Raw genomic sequence first — 13,142 nt, forward strand, 5'->3', positions numbered from 1 at the left:
GGCTTTTAATCAGGCCCTAATCAGGAGAAGCACTCCGGTGCGGTTTCAGGTTACGCCGTCGGAATGGCTCCCCCACCTCACGTTTTTGTGTCACTGGCGGTATCAAGTATGACACTTGTTCCTGCGCGTTTGGCCGTCACAGAACCTCGGCGGAGGGCGGTCGATTCGCTAAAAGCCGACGTCAGGGCGGCGACGGTTGCGGTGGCAACCCAAACTGTGGTCTTGGTCACTTTCTCACCGACCGCGCTTAGGACCGTCTGAGACCGGTCGATCGTGTCGCAGCTGGGCGATGCGCGGGTACAGAACTGGGTTCGCGACGGGCTCGGTTCGTGGCGTCGGGGCCCGTACCTTCGCGACGCTAGGCGCTCTTGTCGCGGCGCTCGGAACGGGACGGCTTGCGCGGCACGATCGTCGGCAGCACGTTGTCCTGCACGGTCTCCTTGGTGACCACCACTTTGGCGACATCGTCGCGGCTGGGGATGTCATACATGACCGGCAGGAGAACTTCTTCCATAATCGCCCGCAAGCCACGAGCACCGGTGCCGCGGTGGATCGCTTGGTCCGCGATCGCTTCCAGCGCATCGTCGGTGAACTCAAGCTCCACGCCGTCCATTTCGAAGAGCCGGGTGTACTGCTTGACCAAAGCGTTCTTCGGCTCGGACAAGATCTTGACCAACGACTCCTTGTCCAGGTTGGTGACCGAGGCAACCACCGGCAGGCGGCCGATGAATTCAGGAATCAGACCGAACTTGATCAGGTCCTCGGGCATCACTTCGGCAAAGTGGTCGGTGGTGTCGATCTCGGCCTTGGAGCGGACTTCGGCGCCGAAGCCCAAGCCACGCTTGCCCACCCGCTCGTAGATGATCTTCTCCAGCCCGGCGAATGCGCCCGCGACGATGAAAAGCACGTTGGTGGTGTCGATCTGGATGAACTCTTGGTGCGGGTGCTTGCGGCCGCCCTGCGGGGGAACCGATGCCTGGGTGCCCTCGAGAATTTTCAGCAGGGCCTGCTGAACACCTTCTCCCGAGACGTCGCGGGTAATCGACGGGTTCTCGCTCTTGCGGGCGATTTTGTCGACCTCGTCGATATAGATGATGCCCGTCTCGGCGCGCTTGACGTCGTAGTCGGCCGCCTGGATCAGTTTGAGCAGGATATTCTCGACGTCTTCACCGACATAACCGGCCTCGGTGAGCGCCGTGGCGTCGGCGATGGCGAACGGCACGTTGAGCATCTTGGCCAGCGTCTGGGCCAGATAGGTCTTGCCGCAACCGGTCGGTCCCAGCATCAGAATATTGGACTTGGTCAGCTCGACCGGCTCGTGCCGGGAGTCGCGGCTCTTCTCGCCGGCTTGGATGCGCTTGTAGTGGTTGTAGACCGCGACGGCCAGAGTCCGTTTGGCGGTGTCCTGTCCGATGACGTAGCCCTCGAGGAATTCCCGGATTTCAACGGGCTTGGGCAGTTCATCGAGTTTCACGTCGTCGGCGTCGGCGAGTTCCTCTTCGATGATCTCGTTGCAAAGGTCGATGCACTCATCGCAGATGTACACTCCGGGACCGGCGATGAGCTTCTTGACCTGTTTTTGACTCTTCCCGCAGAACGAGCACTTCAGCAGGTCACCGCCGTCTCCTATGCGCGCCATGATGGTGAGGGCCTACTTCCTGTTCGCCGTTCGTCTTACCGTGCCGCGTGTACTCCCCGACGCTACCCGCTTGCTGCGGCCCACCGCGACTGTTGGCGCCGAATAGCGTCTTTGATATTCCTGGGTATTCATAGCCTCGTGTCTGAATGAAACATATAGCCCGACGGCGCCCGGCACTCGTCGAGACGCGCAATCGGTGTCTCTGGCGTGTCGCGGTCGTGATGCAACCGATGCTCATCAACTGGCACCCGGTGGCGGCCCACACCCCAGGCGACCACCCTACAGTGACGTTGTGCGGTTGGCTGCTGATTCCGTGGTGATCAGCGACGGCGGCCTGGCCACCGAGCTCGAGGCCCGCGGTCATGACCTCACCGATCGGTTGTGGTCGGCGCGGCTGCTGACCGACGCGCCGCAGGAGATCACCGCGGTGCATGCGGCGTATTTTCGCGCCGGCGCCACGATCGCCACGACTGCCAGCTACCAGGCGTCGTTCGAGGGATTCGCGGCACACCGGATCGGCCACGACAAAGCGGTAGCGTTGCTGCGCCGCAGTGTCGAACTCGCCGCGAATGCGCGCGACGAGGTCGGCGCGGCCGGCCTTCTGGTGGCCGCCTCGGTCGGACCCTACGGCGCCGCGCTCGCCGATGGGTCGGAATATCGCGGCCGCTACGGACTCAGCGTCAGGGCACTAACCAAGTGGCATCGGCCCCGGCTGGAGGTGTTGGCCGCCGCCGGCGCGGACGTGCTGGCAGTGGAAACCATCCCCGATGTCGACGAGGCCGAAGCACTCGTCAACCTGGTGCGTCAGGTGGGCGTGCCGGCGTGGCTCAGCTACACGATCGAGGGAACCCGAACCCGAGCCGGGCAACCGCTGGCCGACGCGTTCGCGGTGGCCGCTGGCGTTCCGGAGATCGTCGCGGTGGGCGTCAATTGCTGCGCTCCCGACGATGTATTGGCGGCAATCGCCTGTGCCGACGTGGGCAAGCCGGTGATCGTCTACCCCAATAGCGGCGAGCATTGGGACAGCCGGCGCCGTGCCTGGGTAGGCCCACGCCGGTTTTCTGGTGAGCTCGCCAGGCAGTGGGTTGCCGCGGGAGCGCGCATCGTCGGCGGATGCTGCCGGGTGGGGCCGGCCGACATTGCCGAGATCCGGCGGGCTGTCGAGGCCTAGGTTCAGGCCTTCTGCGCGGACAGCTTCCGGTATTCCAGAACGGTGTCGATGATGCCGTAGTCCTTGGCCTCTTCGGCGGTCAGGATCTTGTCTCGGTCGGTGTCCTTGCGGATCACCGCGGCGTCCTTGCCGGTGTGGCGCGCCAGCGTGGTCTCCATCAGCGTGCGCATCCGCTCGATCTCGGCGGCCTGGATCTCCAGATCGGAGAACTGACCCTGGATCACCCCCGACAATGACGGCTGGTGGATCAGCACCCGCGCGTTGGGCAGTGCCATCCGCTTACCAGGCGTCCCGGCAGCTAACAGCACAGCCGCCGCCGAGGCGGCCTGACCGAGGCACACCGTCTGGATGTCGGCCCGCACGTACTGCATGGTGTCGTAGATCGCCATCAGGGACGTGAACCCACCGCCGGGCGAGTTGATGTACATGGTGATATCGCGGTCGGGGTCCAGCGACTCGAGCACGAGCAGCTGCGCCATGATGTCGTTGGCCGATGCGTCGTCGACCTGGACACCAAGGAAGATGATGCGTTCCTCGAACAGCTTGTTGTAGGGGTTGGACTCCTTGACACCGAAGCTGGAGTGCTCGATGAACGACGGCAGGATGTACCGCGCCTGGGGCTGGCTCTGAGGATTCATTGCATTTCTCCATTGGTGACGCTTGTGGCGCGGGTGATGATGTGGTCGACGAAACCGTATTCCAGGGCTTCGGGGGCGGTGAACCAGCGATCGCGATCCGAGTCCGCCTCGATGCGCTCGATCGGCTGGCCGGTGAATTCGGCGTTGAGCCGGAACATCTCCTTCTTGATGACCGCGAACTGCTCGGCCTGGATTGCGATGTCGGCCGCACTGCCGGTGACGCCGCCCAGCGGCTGGTGCATGAGGATGCGAGCGTGCGGCAGCGCGTAACGCTTGCCCTTGGTGCCAGCGGCCAGCAGGAACTCGCCCATGGAGGCGGCCATCCCCATCGCGTAGGTGGCGATGTCGCAGGGCGCCAAGGTCATGGTGTCGTAGATCGCCATGCCGGCGCTGATCGATCCGCCCGGGGAGTTGATGTACAGCGAGATGTCCTTGGTGGGGTCCTCGGCCGCGAGCAGCAGAATCTGCGCACACAGCCGGTTGGCCACGTCGTCGTTCACCTCTGAACCCAGGAAGATGATGCGCTCGGAGAGTAAACGCTCATAGACCGAGTCCGTGAGGGAAAGGCCCTGCGAGTTCGAACGCATGCCAGTCACTTGGCTCACAGTGGGACACCTGCTTTCTTGAGTTCCGTATGAACCGACCCTAACCAACCGCACTGCCTGTGTGGCGCTCCCGCACCTCTGAAATGGGCGCGTTCGCTCACAGCGTCACGCGCTGTGCTCGTGGCCGGGCGGATCGGTCGCGTCGGTCACCGCCGGGACGTCGGCGGTCTCGGCCGAGACGTCGGCAGCCTCGGCCGAGACGTCGGCAGCCTCGGCCGGGACGTCGGAGTCTTCGGCTCCCGCGGGTGTCTCTTCGGCACCCGCGTCGGGCTCTTCCGAAGCCTCGGGGCTCGTGCCGAACAACTCGCCGGTGTCGATCGTGTTGCCGTCGCTGTCGGTGACCGTTGCGGCCCGGGCGACGGCCCGTACCGCCAACTCGCGCCGAACGTCGGCGAACATCGACGGCAGCTGGTTGTTCTCCTGAAGGTAGGCGAACAGTTGTTGCGGCTCGACGCCGTACTGCCGCGACGTCGTCAGTAGTCGTTCGGTGAGGTCCTCCTGACCCACTTGGACTTTCAGCTCGTCGGCGAGGGCATCCAACAGCAGCTGCCTCTTGACATCCTTCTCCGATGCGCTGCGGGCCTCCGCATCGAACGCCTCACGTGACGAGCCTTGCTCGGCGAGCAGCTCGTTGAACCTGGCCTCGTCGTGGTTGATGCCACTCAGTGCGCTGTGGATGACGCTGTCGTACTGCGCCTGGACATAGGACTCCGGCACCGGCACGTCGACCTGTTCGAGCAGGGTGTCGATGGTGGCGTTGCGGATCTGTTCCGCCTGCTGGGCGCGCTTTGCCTGCAGCACCTGCTCACGCAGGTTCTCCCGCAGCTCCTCGATGGTGTCGAACTCGCTGGCCAACTGGGCGAACTCGTCGTCGGGGTCGGGCAGCTCGCGCTCCTTGACGGACTTGACGGTGACAGTGACCTCCGCGTCGCGCCCGGCGTGTTCGCCGGCTGCAAGCTTGGCGGTGAACACCCGGGACTCGTCGACGGACAGGCCGACGATCGCGTCGTCGAGCCCCGCGATGAGGCGACCGGAGCCGACTTCGTGGGACAGTCCCTCGGCGGCGGCGTTGGGCACCTCCTCCCCGTCGACCGTCGCCGTCAGGTCGATCGTGACGAAGTCGCCGACCGCCACCGGCCGCTCGACCGGGTTGAGCGTGCCGAAGCGGACGCGCAGCGACTGCAGCTCAGTCTCGACGTCGTCATCGCTGACCTCGATGGACTCCACCGAGACCGTCAACTGGCCCAGGTCGGGCAGTGTGATCTGGGGACGGACGTCGACCTCCGCGGTGAAAGCCAGATCCTGGCCGTATTCCTTTCGGGTGACCTCGATGTCGGGCCGGCCCAGTGGCTGGATTTCCGACTCGGCCAGCGCCTGTCCGTACCGGCTGGGCAGGGCATCGTTGACGATCTGATCGAGCATCGCCTCGCGGCCGAAGCGCGCCTCGAGCAGCCGGATCGGCGCCTTGCCCGGCCGGAACCCGGGCAGCCGAACCTGTTTGGCCAGCTCCTTGTAGGCCCGCTGGAAATCGGGCTCGAGCTCTTCGAAGGGCACCTCCACATTGATACGAACCCGGGTGGGGCTCAAATGCTCGACGCTGCTCTTCACGGATGTGCTCCTCGGTGGTCGTTCCGGACGGTCGGCTGGTCGGGGTGACAGGATTTGAACCTGCGGCCTTCCGCTCCCAAAGCGGATGCGCTACCAAGCTGCGCTACACCCCGCGCTGACCTCGCGATCCTACGGCCCGGCGGCACCGGGCCTGCATGGACCTCCGGGGACCTGACGGCGCATGCGACGCCCGTCACATACCTGCGTCGATTAGATTTGATCTCGGCCACCACGTAGAGTTTCGCTCGACTTAATGCGTGCGGGCGTAGCTCAATGGTAGAGCCCTAGTCTTCCAAACTAGCGACGCGGGTTCGATTCCCGTCGCCCGCTCAGACTTAGCTGCCCCGGGGGGAATGCGCCATGTGTAACGCCGACGTCAAGGGCTCATGCGCACCCGACTTCGGCAAAGTACGTGACGCGTTCGAGCGCAACTTCGAGCTGGGTCACGAGGTCGGCGCGGCGGTCGCCGTATGGGTGGACGGCGACCTCGTCGTCAACCTCTGGGGTGGTTCGGCGGACGCCGCCGGTAGCCGGCCCTGGCGACAGGACACCCTGACCAACGTGCTGTCCGGCACCAAGGGCCTGGCAGCCACCTGCATCCACCAGCTTGCCGACCGCGGTGAGCTGGACCTGCAGGCACCGGTGGCCCGCTATTGGCCCGAGTTCGGGCAAAAGGGCAAGGACGCCGTGACCGTGGCCATGGTGCTGAGCCACCGATCCGGCGTGATCGGGCCGAACAAGCGACTGAGCTGGGAGCAAGTCACCGATTGGGATTTCGTCTGCGATCAGCTGGCTGCGGCGACACCGTGGTGGGAGCCGGGCACTGCTCAGGGCTACCACATGACCACGTTCGGTTTCATCCTCGGCGAAGTGTTTCGCCGGATCACCGGTCGCACGATCGGCCACTACCTGCGCACCGAGATCGCCGAACCGATCGGCGCCGACATCCACATCGGCCTGCCCCGGTACGAACAGCATCGCTGTGCCGACATGGTGAACGAGCCGAAGGTGCGCGGGATGCTCGCTGACGTGCAGGCACCCGACTGCCCGACCAGCCTGAACGAACACCCCAAGGCGGCACTGTCGGTCTCGATGGGATTCGCCCCCGCCGACGAAGTCGGCAACAACGACATGCAACTGTGGCGTGAGCTGGAGTTCCCCGGCACCAACGGACTGGTCTCAGCACTTGGGCTGGCGACGTTCTACAACGCGCTGGCCCAGGAGAAGCTGCTCAGCCGGGAACACATGGACCTGGCCCGGGTGTCGCAAGGCGGCTTCGACACCGATCTGGTGCTCGGTCCCCGGGTAGCCGATCACGGCTGGGGGCTGGGCTACATGCTCAACCAGCGCGCCGTCAACGGCCCAAATCCGCGCACCTTCGGCCACGGCGGCCTCGGTGGTTCATTCGGGTTTGTCGATCTGGAACACGGGATCGGCTACGCGTACGTGATGAACCGCTACGACGCCAGTAAGGCCAACGCCGACCCGCGCAGCGTCGCCCTGAGCAACGAGGTCTACGCCACGCTCGGTGTCACTCCGCGCTGAACGCACCCAGCCGATAGCGGCCGGATAGCCGCCGGATAGCCGCGCGTCAGTGCCCGCCCCCGGGGCCGCCGTTTCCAGATCCGCGTGGTCCGGCAGGTCCAACAGGGCCGGGCCCCGGCCCGCCGCCTCCGCCCGGCCCAGGCCCCCAGCCGGGCCCGCCGTTCGGGTTGGGTCCCGGGCCGCGCCAGTTGTCATGGCAGTTGTTCCAGTCCCAGTTGTTGCCCCAGCCGGGATCCCAGAAGTCGCCCGGGCACCACCACTGTGGGACGGGAGCCGGTGCCGCCTGAATTTCCGGAGCGACGGCCAAACCGCCCAGGCTGAAACCGACGGTCAGTGCGAAAGTCGTTGCGGCTACGCGTGAAGAGACTCTCATACTGCGACGAGTACCCACGTGCCCCGAGCCGAAACAGTAGCCGCGAACGTCTCTTGCCCCCGACGGTGGCCCGACCGGGATGGGCCGTCACGACTGGCAGGTAGGACACCAGAACAGGTTGCGGCCTTCCAGCTCGGCGGTGCGCACCGTTGTCGCGCACAGCCGGCACGGGTCGCCCGCGCGCCGATAGACGTAAGTGCGGGGCCGGTCCGGCCGGTATGACGGCGCACCGTGGTCATGCTCGGGGCGGACGGCGATGATCTTGCCGCGCCGCAGGCCCACCTTCATCAACGCCACCAGGTCGGTCCAGGCCGCGGCGAACTCTGCCTCGGTGATCCGCTGCCCGGCCCGGTAGGGGTCGATGCGGTGGCGGAACAACAGCTCGCTGCGGTAGACGTTGCCCACCCCCGCCATCACCGTCTGGTCCATCAGCAGCGCACCAATAGGCCTGCGGGACTTCATGATCCGGGCCCACGCCCACGATGGGTCAGCATCCCGGCGCAGCGGGTCCGGTCCTAGCCGGGCAACGACCTCGGCAACCTGGCTCTCGTCGATCACCTCACATACCGTCGGGCCGCGCAGGTCGGAACCAAATGCGGCGCCGACCATGCGCATCCGCACCTGTCCGACAGGTTCGGGAAGGGGATCAGCCGCCGGACGCTCCCATTCGGTGAAGGCTCCGTAAAGCCCGAGATGCACGTGGACGATCCCGCCGCCGGAGTAGTGATGAAACAGGTGTTTGCCCCAGACGCTGGTTCGCCGCAGGACCCGGCCGTCCACCGCGGCCGCCGAATCGGCGAAGCGGCCCTGGGGGCTGGACACCGCGACCGGAGCACCGGCGAAACGTCGATGATGCAGCCGGGCCAACCGGTGCAAGGTATGCCCTTCGGGCATTGCCGTCCTTGTCTCCGGGTCTGGTCTCAGATCTCAGGCCACCGGGCCGGGTACCGGTGGTGCTTGGTGGGTGCGCTCGTACTGCGTGAGGATGTCGATTCGGCGCTGATGGCGTTCGGCCTCCGACCACTGCGCGGACAGAAATGCGTCGACGATCGCCAGCGCCTCGGCGACGCTGTGCATGCGGCCGCCGATGCCGATCAACTGGGCGTTGTTGTGTTCACGAGCCAGCGACGCTGTCTCCACACTCCACGCCAGCGCGCAGCGCGCGCCCGGCACCTTGTTGGCCGCAATTTGCTCGCCATTGCCGGATCCACCCAGCACGATGCCCAAGCTGCCCGGATCAGCCACCGTCCGCTGCGCGGCGGCTATACAAAACGCCGGGTAGTCGTCGTCGGCGTCGTACGCGAAGGCGCCGCAGTCGATCGGTTCGTGTCCCGACGCCTTGAGGTGCTCGATGACGTGCTGCTTGAGTTCGAATCCGGCGTGGTCAGAGCCCAGGTAGACGCGCATGCCCGACATTGTGCCCGACGCCCGGCGCAAGGCCGTCGCTGCCCGCGGCACAGGCCCGCACAACGGGTACCAGACACCTGACGAGTGGTACCCCATACCCGTGGCATTCAACGTCAAGGATGAAGAGGTGATCCGCTTGGCCGATGAGCTCGCCGCACGTCTTCACCACCCGAGCCGCATCGACGCTATCCGGTATGCACTGCGCGCCCAGATCGAGATCACGCAGTCCCGCACTGCAAACCGTGCCGATGAACTCCTCGACGTCCTCAGAACCGAGATCTGGCCATTGCTGCACGATCGATCCCCGATCACCAAGTCCGAACGCGAACAAGCCCTCGGATACGACGCGGCGACGGGCGTGTGATCGGCCGTGATCCTCGACTCGTCGGCCTTCGTCGCGCTCATCCAGGGCGAGGCTCCCTACACCGAACAGATCGCGGCAGCTCTCACTGGGGACCGAAGTCCGGTCATGTCAACGGCGAACGCAGCTGAATGCCTGATCGTGCTCACTAGCCGACACGGCTTCATCGCCCGCACCGTCTTCGACCGCCTGCGATTCGAAATCAACCTCGGCTTCCAGCCGTTCAACTTCGAGCTCGCGATGGCCGCGCATCTCGCATACCTGCGATATGGAAGGGGCCGACACCCTGCTGGCCTCAACTGCGGGGACACCATGGCCTACGCCACCGCCAAACTCGCGCACGAACCGCTCATCGCGATCGGCAATGACTTCGCTCAAACAGACCTCGAATCCGACGGTGTCATCGGCTACTGGCCATCGCCCTGCGGCTAGTCGAACTCGGGACGCTCGGTGCGAGTCCGCTTGAGCTCGAAGAAATGCGGGTAGGCGGCGAACGTCAGGGACGCGTCCCAGAGCTTGCCGGCCTCCTCGCCGCGCGGGACCTTCGACAGCACCGGGCCGAAGAACGCCACCCCGTTGACGTGAATGGTCGGGGTGCCGACGTCGTCTCCCACGGCGTCCATACCGGCGTGGTGGCTCTTGCGCAGGGCGTCGTCGTAGGCATCGGTGGTGGCGGCCGCAGCCAGTTCGGCAGGCAGTCCGACCTCAGCCAGCGATTGGCTGATGACCTCGTCGAGGTCCTTGTTGCCCTTGTTGTGAATCCGGCTACCCATGGCGGTGTACAGCGGAGCCAACACGCCGGCGCCGTGGGCCTGCTCCGCCGCGATCGCCACTCGTACCGGCCCCCACGCCCTCTTCATGTTTTCGCGATACTGCTCCGGCAGCCCTTCGCGATTTTCGTTCAGCACAGCCAGGCTCATGACGTGGAAATTCACCTCGATATCGCGGACCTTTTCCACCTCGAGAATCCAGCGCGACGTGATCCATGCCCACGGGCACAGCGGGTCGAACCAGAAGTCGGCAACAGACTTGTCGGGCATACTGCGATCCTCTCCGGGAAAGTTCGGTGACGGCGAAAACACCGTCCAGCACAACCACGGCCGCGGCGCGAGTGTTCCCACGGGTTGCGGCAATGCCGTGCCAACCGACGGCGAACCATCCAGCCGATATGTTGGATCCCGTGGCCCTTCCGAATCTCACCCGCGAACAAGCAATCGAACGCGCCGCCCTGATTTCCGTCGACAGCTATCAGATCAACCTCGACGTGACGGACGGGCATGGCGCCCCCGGCGAACAGACCTTCCGATCCACCACCACCGTGGTGTTCGACGCGCTCGCCGGCGCCGACACGGTGATCGACATCGCCGCCGACACCGTCCGCAGCGCCAGCCTCAATGGCCGACAACTGGACGTCTCCGACTACGACGAGTCGACCGGAATCCCGCTGCGCGGCCTGGCCAACCGCAACGTCGTCATCGTCGACGCCGACTGCCGGTACTCCAACACCGGCGAAGGTCTGCACCGCTTCGTCGACCCCGTCGACGGCGAGACTTACCTGTATTCGCAATTCGAGACCGCCGACGCCAAGCGCATGTTCGCCTGCTTCGACCAGCCCGACCTCAAGGCGACGTTCGACCTGCGGGTCACCGCACCACTGCATTGGAAGGTGATCTCCAACGCCGCGGCCACCTCGTTGGACAAAGGGGTGGACAACGGGGTGCACACCTTCGCCACCACCCCGCGCATGAGCACGTATCTGGTGGCGCTGATCGCCGGTCCGTATGCCGCCTGGCAGGACACCTACCGCGATGAGCACACCGAGATCCCGTTGGGTCTCTACTGCCGGGCTTCGCTGGCGAAGTACATGGACGCCGAGCGGTTGTTCACCCAGACCAAGCAGGGATTTGGCTTCTACCACAAGCACTTTGGACTGCCTTATGCGTTCGGCAAGTACGACCAGCTGTTCGTGCCGGAATTCAATGCAGGTGCGATGGAAAATGCCGGCGCGGTGACCTTCCTGGAGGACTACGTGTTCCGCAGCAAGGTCACCCGGGCCTCCTACGAGCGGCGCGCCGAGACGGTATTGCATGAGATGGCCCACATGTGGTTCGGCGACCTGGTCACCATGAAGTGGTGGGACGACCTGTGGCTCAACGAGTCCTTCGCCACCTTCGCGTCGGTGCTGTGCCAGAGCGAAGCCACCGAATTCACCGAAGCGTGGACGACGTTTGCCACCGTCGAAAAATCGTGGGCCTACCGCCAGGACCAACTGCCGTCGACCCACCCGATCGCCGCCGATATTCCCGACCTGGCCGCCGTCGAGGTGAACTTCGACGGCATCACCTACGCAAAGGGCGCGTCGGTGCTCAAACAGCTGGTCGCCTATGTCGGCTTGGAGCATTTTTTGGCCGGGCTGCGTGACTACTTCCGCACCCACGCATTCGGCAATGCCACCTTCGACGATCTGATTGCCGCACTGGAAAAGGCGTCCGGTCGTGACCTGTCGACCTGGGGCCAGCAGTGGCTCAAGACGACGGGGCTCAACACCCTGCGGCCCGATTTCGACGTCAACGAGGACGGTAGCTTCACCCGCTTTGCGGTGCAGCAGAGCGGGGCCACGCCGGGCGCGGGTGAGACCCGGGTGCACCGGCTGGCGGTGGGCATTTACGACGACGACGTCGCCGGCGGTTCGGGCAAGCTGGTCCGGGTCCACCGCGAGGAACTCGACGTCGCCGGCCCGGTATCGGAAGTGCCTGCGCTGGTGGGCGTTCCACGAGGCAAGCTGATTCTGGTCAATGACGACGACCTGACCTACTGCTCGCTGCGGCTGGACCCGGAGTCGCTGCAGACCGCGCTGCAGCGCATCGCCGACATCGCCGAGCCGCTGCCGCGCAGCCTCGTGTGGTCGGCGGCGTGGGAAATGACCCGCGAGGCCGAATTGCGCGCCCGCGACTTCGTGTCACTGGTGTCCGGTGGCGTGCACGCCGAGACCGAGGTCGGCGTGGCGCAGCGGTTGCTGATGCAGGCGCAGACGGCGCTGAACGCCTACGCCGAGCCGGGCTGGGCCCGCGAGCATGGTTGGCCGCAGTTCGCCGACAAGCTGCTGGAATTGGCCCGCGCGGCCGCGGCCGGTTCCGACCATCAGCTGGCCTTGGTCAACGCGCTGTGCGGTTCGGTGCTGTCGCCCCGCCACGTCGAAACCGTGGCCGCGCTGCTCGACGGTGACCCCGCCGAATTGGGGCTGGCAGGTTTGGACGTCGACACCGACCTGCGCTGGCGCATCGTAATCGCGCTGGCAACCGCCGGCGCCATTGACGCCGACGGACCACAGTCACCGACGATCGATGCCGAAGAACAACGCGACCCGACCGCCACCGGCAAGCGGTACGCCGCCCAGGCCCGCGCGGCGCGGCCGCAATTCGAGGTCAAGGAGACCGCCTTCACCACCGTGGTCGAAGACGACACCCTGGCCAACGCCACCAGCCGCGCGATCATCGCGGGCATCGCCGCGCCGGGGCAAGGTGAGCTGCTCAAGCCGTTCACATCACGCTATTTCGAGGCGATCCCGGGAGTGTGGGCACGGCGATCCAGCGAGGTCGCCCAATCGGTGGTGATAGGGCTGTATCCCGGTTCCGACATCAGCGAGGACGGCATCGCCGCCGCCGACAACTTCCTGTCCGCCCCGGACCCCGAGCTGCCGCCGCCGTTGCGCCGCCTGGTGCTGGAGGGCCAAGCCGGCGTCAAACGGTCGCTGCGGGCCCGGCGATTCGACACGGCCGAATAGCGCGCGCGTCG

At 65.6% G+C, this 13,142-nt stretch carries 13 protein-coding genes and 2 tRNA genes; 6 read left to right on the forward strand and 9 right to left on the reverse strand.

What is annotated here, in order from left to right; all coding sequences use genetic code 11:
* Positions 1–358: 358 nt before the first annotated feature.
* Positions 359–1,639: an ATP-dependent Clp protease ATP-binding subunit ClpX gene (gene clpX, locus MKAN_RS05190; RefSeq protein ID WP_023365883.1), complete on the reverse strand. Its 1,281-nt coding sequence runs from the start codon at positions 1,637–1,639 to the stop codon at positions 359–361.
* 292 nt (positions 1,640–1,931) lie between these two features.
* On the opposite strand from clpX, the gene mmuM reads away from it, so the two are divergent.
* The gene (mmuM, locus tag MKAN_RS05195) at positions 1,932–2,810 is read left to right on the forward strand and encodes a homocysteine S-methyltransferase (protein WP_036392584.1); all 879 of its coding nucleotides are present in this window, start codon (positions 1,932–1,934) and stop codon (positions 2,808–2,810) included.
* Between the two features lie 2 nt (positions 2,811–2,812).
* Here the strand turns inward: mmuM and clpP2 are convergent, their stop codons facing one another.
* The 4 genes from clpP2 to MKAN_RS05215 all read right to left on the reverse strand — a co-directional run bounded on the left by clpP2 (position 2,813) and on the right by MKAN_RS05215 (position 5,774).
* Positions 2,813–3,448 (reverse strand): ATP-dependent CLP protease proteolytic subunit ClpP2, encoded by a 636-nt coding sequence (gene clpP2, locus MKAN_RS05200; protein WP_023365890.1) that lies wholly within the window; start codon positions 3,446–3,448, stop codon positions 2,813–2,815.
* The gene (gene clpP1 / locus MKAN_RS05205; RefSeq protein WP_023365892.1) at positions 3,445–4,053 is read right to left on the reverse strand and encodes an ATP-dependent CLP protease proteolytic subunit ClpP1; all 609 of its coding nucleotides are present in this window, start codon (positions 4,051–4,053) and stop codon (positions 3,445–3,447) included. Before clpP1 ends, clpP2 begins: the two co-directional genes overlap by 4 nt.
* A 105-nt stretch (positions 4,054–4,158) precedes the next feature.
* Positions 4,159–5,661, reverse strand: a complete 1,503-nt coding sequence (gene tig, locus MKAN_RS05210) for a trigger factor (RefSeq protein ID WP_023365894.1) — start codon at positions 5,659–5,661, stop codon at positions 4,159–4,161.
* Between the two features lie 36 nt (positions 5,662–5,697).
* Positions 5,698–5,774, reverse strand: a tRNA-Pro gene (locus MKAN_RS05215).
* 146 nt (positions 5,775–5,920) lie between these two features.
* Between MKAN_RS05215 and MKAN_RS05220 the strand changes: the two genes are divergently transcribed.
* Together MKAN_RS05220 and MKAN_RS05225 are read left to right on the forward strand one after the other, a co-directional pair.
* Positions 5,921–5,991 (forward strand) — tRNA-Gly (locus tag MKAN_RS05220).
* A gap of 30 nt (positions 5,992–6,021) precedes the next feature.
* Positions 6,022–7,206: a serine hydrolase domain-containing protein gene (locus MKAN_RS05225; protein WP_023365896.1), complete on the forward strand. Its 1,185-nt coding sequence runs from the start codon at positions 6,022–6,024 to the stop codon at positions 7,204–7,206.
* 46 nt (positions 7,207–7,252) lie between these two features.
* On the opposite strand, the gene MKAN_RS30300 is transcribed toward MKAN_RS05225, so the two are convergent.
* The 3 genes from MKAN_RS30300 to MKAN_RS05235 form a co-directional block, all read right to left on the reverse strand.
* On the reverse strand, positions 7,253–7,579 hold the full coding sequence (locus tag MKAN_RS30300; protein WP_133163539.1) for an Mtp family mycobacterial-type pilin: 327 nt from the start codon (positions 7,577–7,579) through the stop codon (positions 7,253–7,255).
* Positions 7,580–7,666: 87 nt separating this feature from the next.
* Positions 7,667–8,473, reverse strand: a complete 807-nt coding sequence (locus MKAN_RS05230; RefSeq protein ID WP_023365898.1) for an Fpg/Nei family DNA glycosylase — start codon at positions 8,471–8,473, stop codon at positions 7,667–7,669.
* A gap of 33 nt (positions 8,474–8,506) precedes the next feature.
* Positions 8,507–8,986, reverse strand: a complete 480-nt coding sequence (locus MKAN_RS05235; RefSeq protein WP_023365900.1) for a ribose-5-phosphate isomerase — start codon at positions 8,984–8,986, stop codon at positions 8,507–8,509.
* A 100-nt stretch (positions 8,987–9,086) separates the two neighbouring features.
* On the opposite strand from MKAN_RS05235, the gene MKAN_RS05240 reads away from it, so the two are divergent.
* Both MKAN_RS05240 and MKAN_RS05245 read left to right on the forward strand, forming a co-directional pair.
* Positions 9,087–9,350: a type II toxin-antitoxin system VapB family antitoxin gene (locus MKAN_RS05240; protein ID WP_036392951.1), complete on the forward strand. Its 264-nt coding sequence runs from the start codon at positions 9,087–9,089 to the stop codon at positions 9,348–9,350.
* A 6-nt stretch (positions 9,351–9,356) separates the two neighbouring features.
* Positions 9,357–9,779, forward strand: coding sequence for a type II toxin-antitoxin system VapC family toxin (locus tag MKAN_RS05245; RefSeq protein ID WP_023365904.1), 423 nt, complete (start codon positions 9,357–9,359; stop codon positions 9,777–9,779).
* Here the strand turns inward: MKAN_RS05245 and MKAN_RS05250 are convergent.
* Positions 9,776–10,387, reverse strand: a complete 612-nt coding sequence (locus tag MKAN_RS05250; RefSeq protein WP_023365906.1) for an Rv2466c family mycothiol-dependent reductase — start codon at positions 10,385–10,387, stop codon at positions 9,776–9,778. The two genes, MKAN_RS05245 and MKAN_RS05250, sit on opposite strands and share 4 nt — an antisense overlap.
* Positions 10,388–10,527: 140 nt before the next feature.
* Here MKAN_RS05250 and pepN point away from each other — a divergent pair, with 140 nt between their 5' ends.
* The gene (pepN, locus tag MKAN_RS05255) at positions 10,528–13,131 is read left to right on the forward strand and encodes an aminopeptidase N (RefSeq protein ID WP_036392948.1); all 2,604 of its coding nucleotides are present in this window, start codon (positions 10,528–10,530) and stop codon (positions 13,129–13,131) included.
* The last annotated feature ends 11 nt before the right edge of the window (positions 13,132–13,142 follow it).

It is taken from the genome of Mycobacterium kansasii ATCC 12478 (genome assembly GCF_000157895.3).
Lineage (GTDB): Bacteria > Actinomycetota > Actinomycetes > Mycobacteriales > Mycobacteriaceae > Mycobacterium > Mycobacterium kansasii.

Bases quoted from the DNA above. Each gene is read 5' to 3' on its own strand.
- MKAN_RS05230 (WP_023365898.1), bottom strand. From the start codon at position 8,473: ATGCCCGAAGGGCATACCTTGCACCGGTTGGCCCGGCTGCATCATCGA.
- MKAN_RS05225 (WP_023365896.1), top strand. From the start codon at position 6,022: ATGTGTAACGCCGACGTCAAGGGCTCATGCGCACCCGACTTCGGCAAA.
- clpX (WP_023365883.1), bottom strand. From the start codon at position 1,639: ATGGCGCGCATAGGAGACGGCGGTGACCTGCTGAAGTGCTCGTTCTGC.
- MKAN_RS05235 (WP_023365900.1), bottom strand. From the start codon at position 8,986: ATGCGCGTCTACCTGGGCTCTGACCACGCCGGATTCGAACTCAAGCAG.
- MKAN_RS05250 (WP_023365906.1), bottom strand. From the start codon at position 10,387: ATGCCCGACAAGTCTGTTGCCGACTTCTGGTTCGACCCGCTGTGCCCG.
- MKAN_RS30300 (WP_133163539.1), bottom strand. From the start codon at position 7,579: ATGAGAGTCTCTTCACGCGTAGCCGCAACGACTTTCGCACTGACCGTC.
- clpP2 (WP_023365890.1), bottom strand. From the start codon at position 3,448: ATGAATCCTCAGAGCCAGCCCCAGGCGCGGTACATCCTGCCGTCGTTC.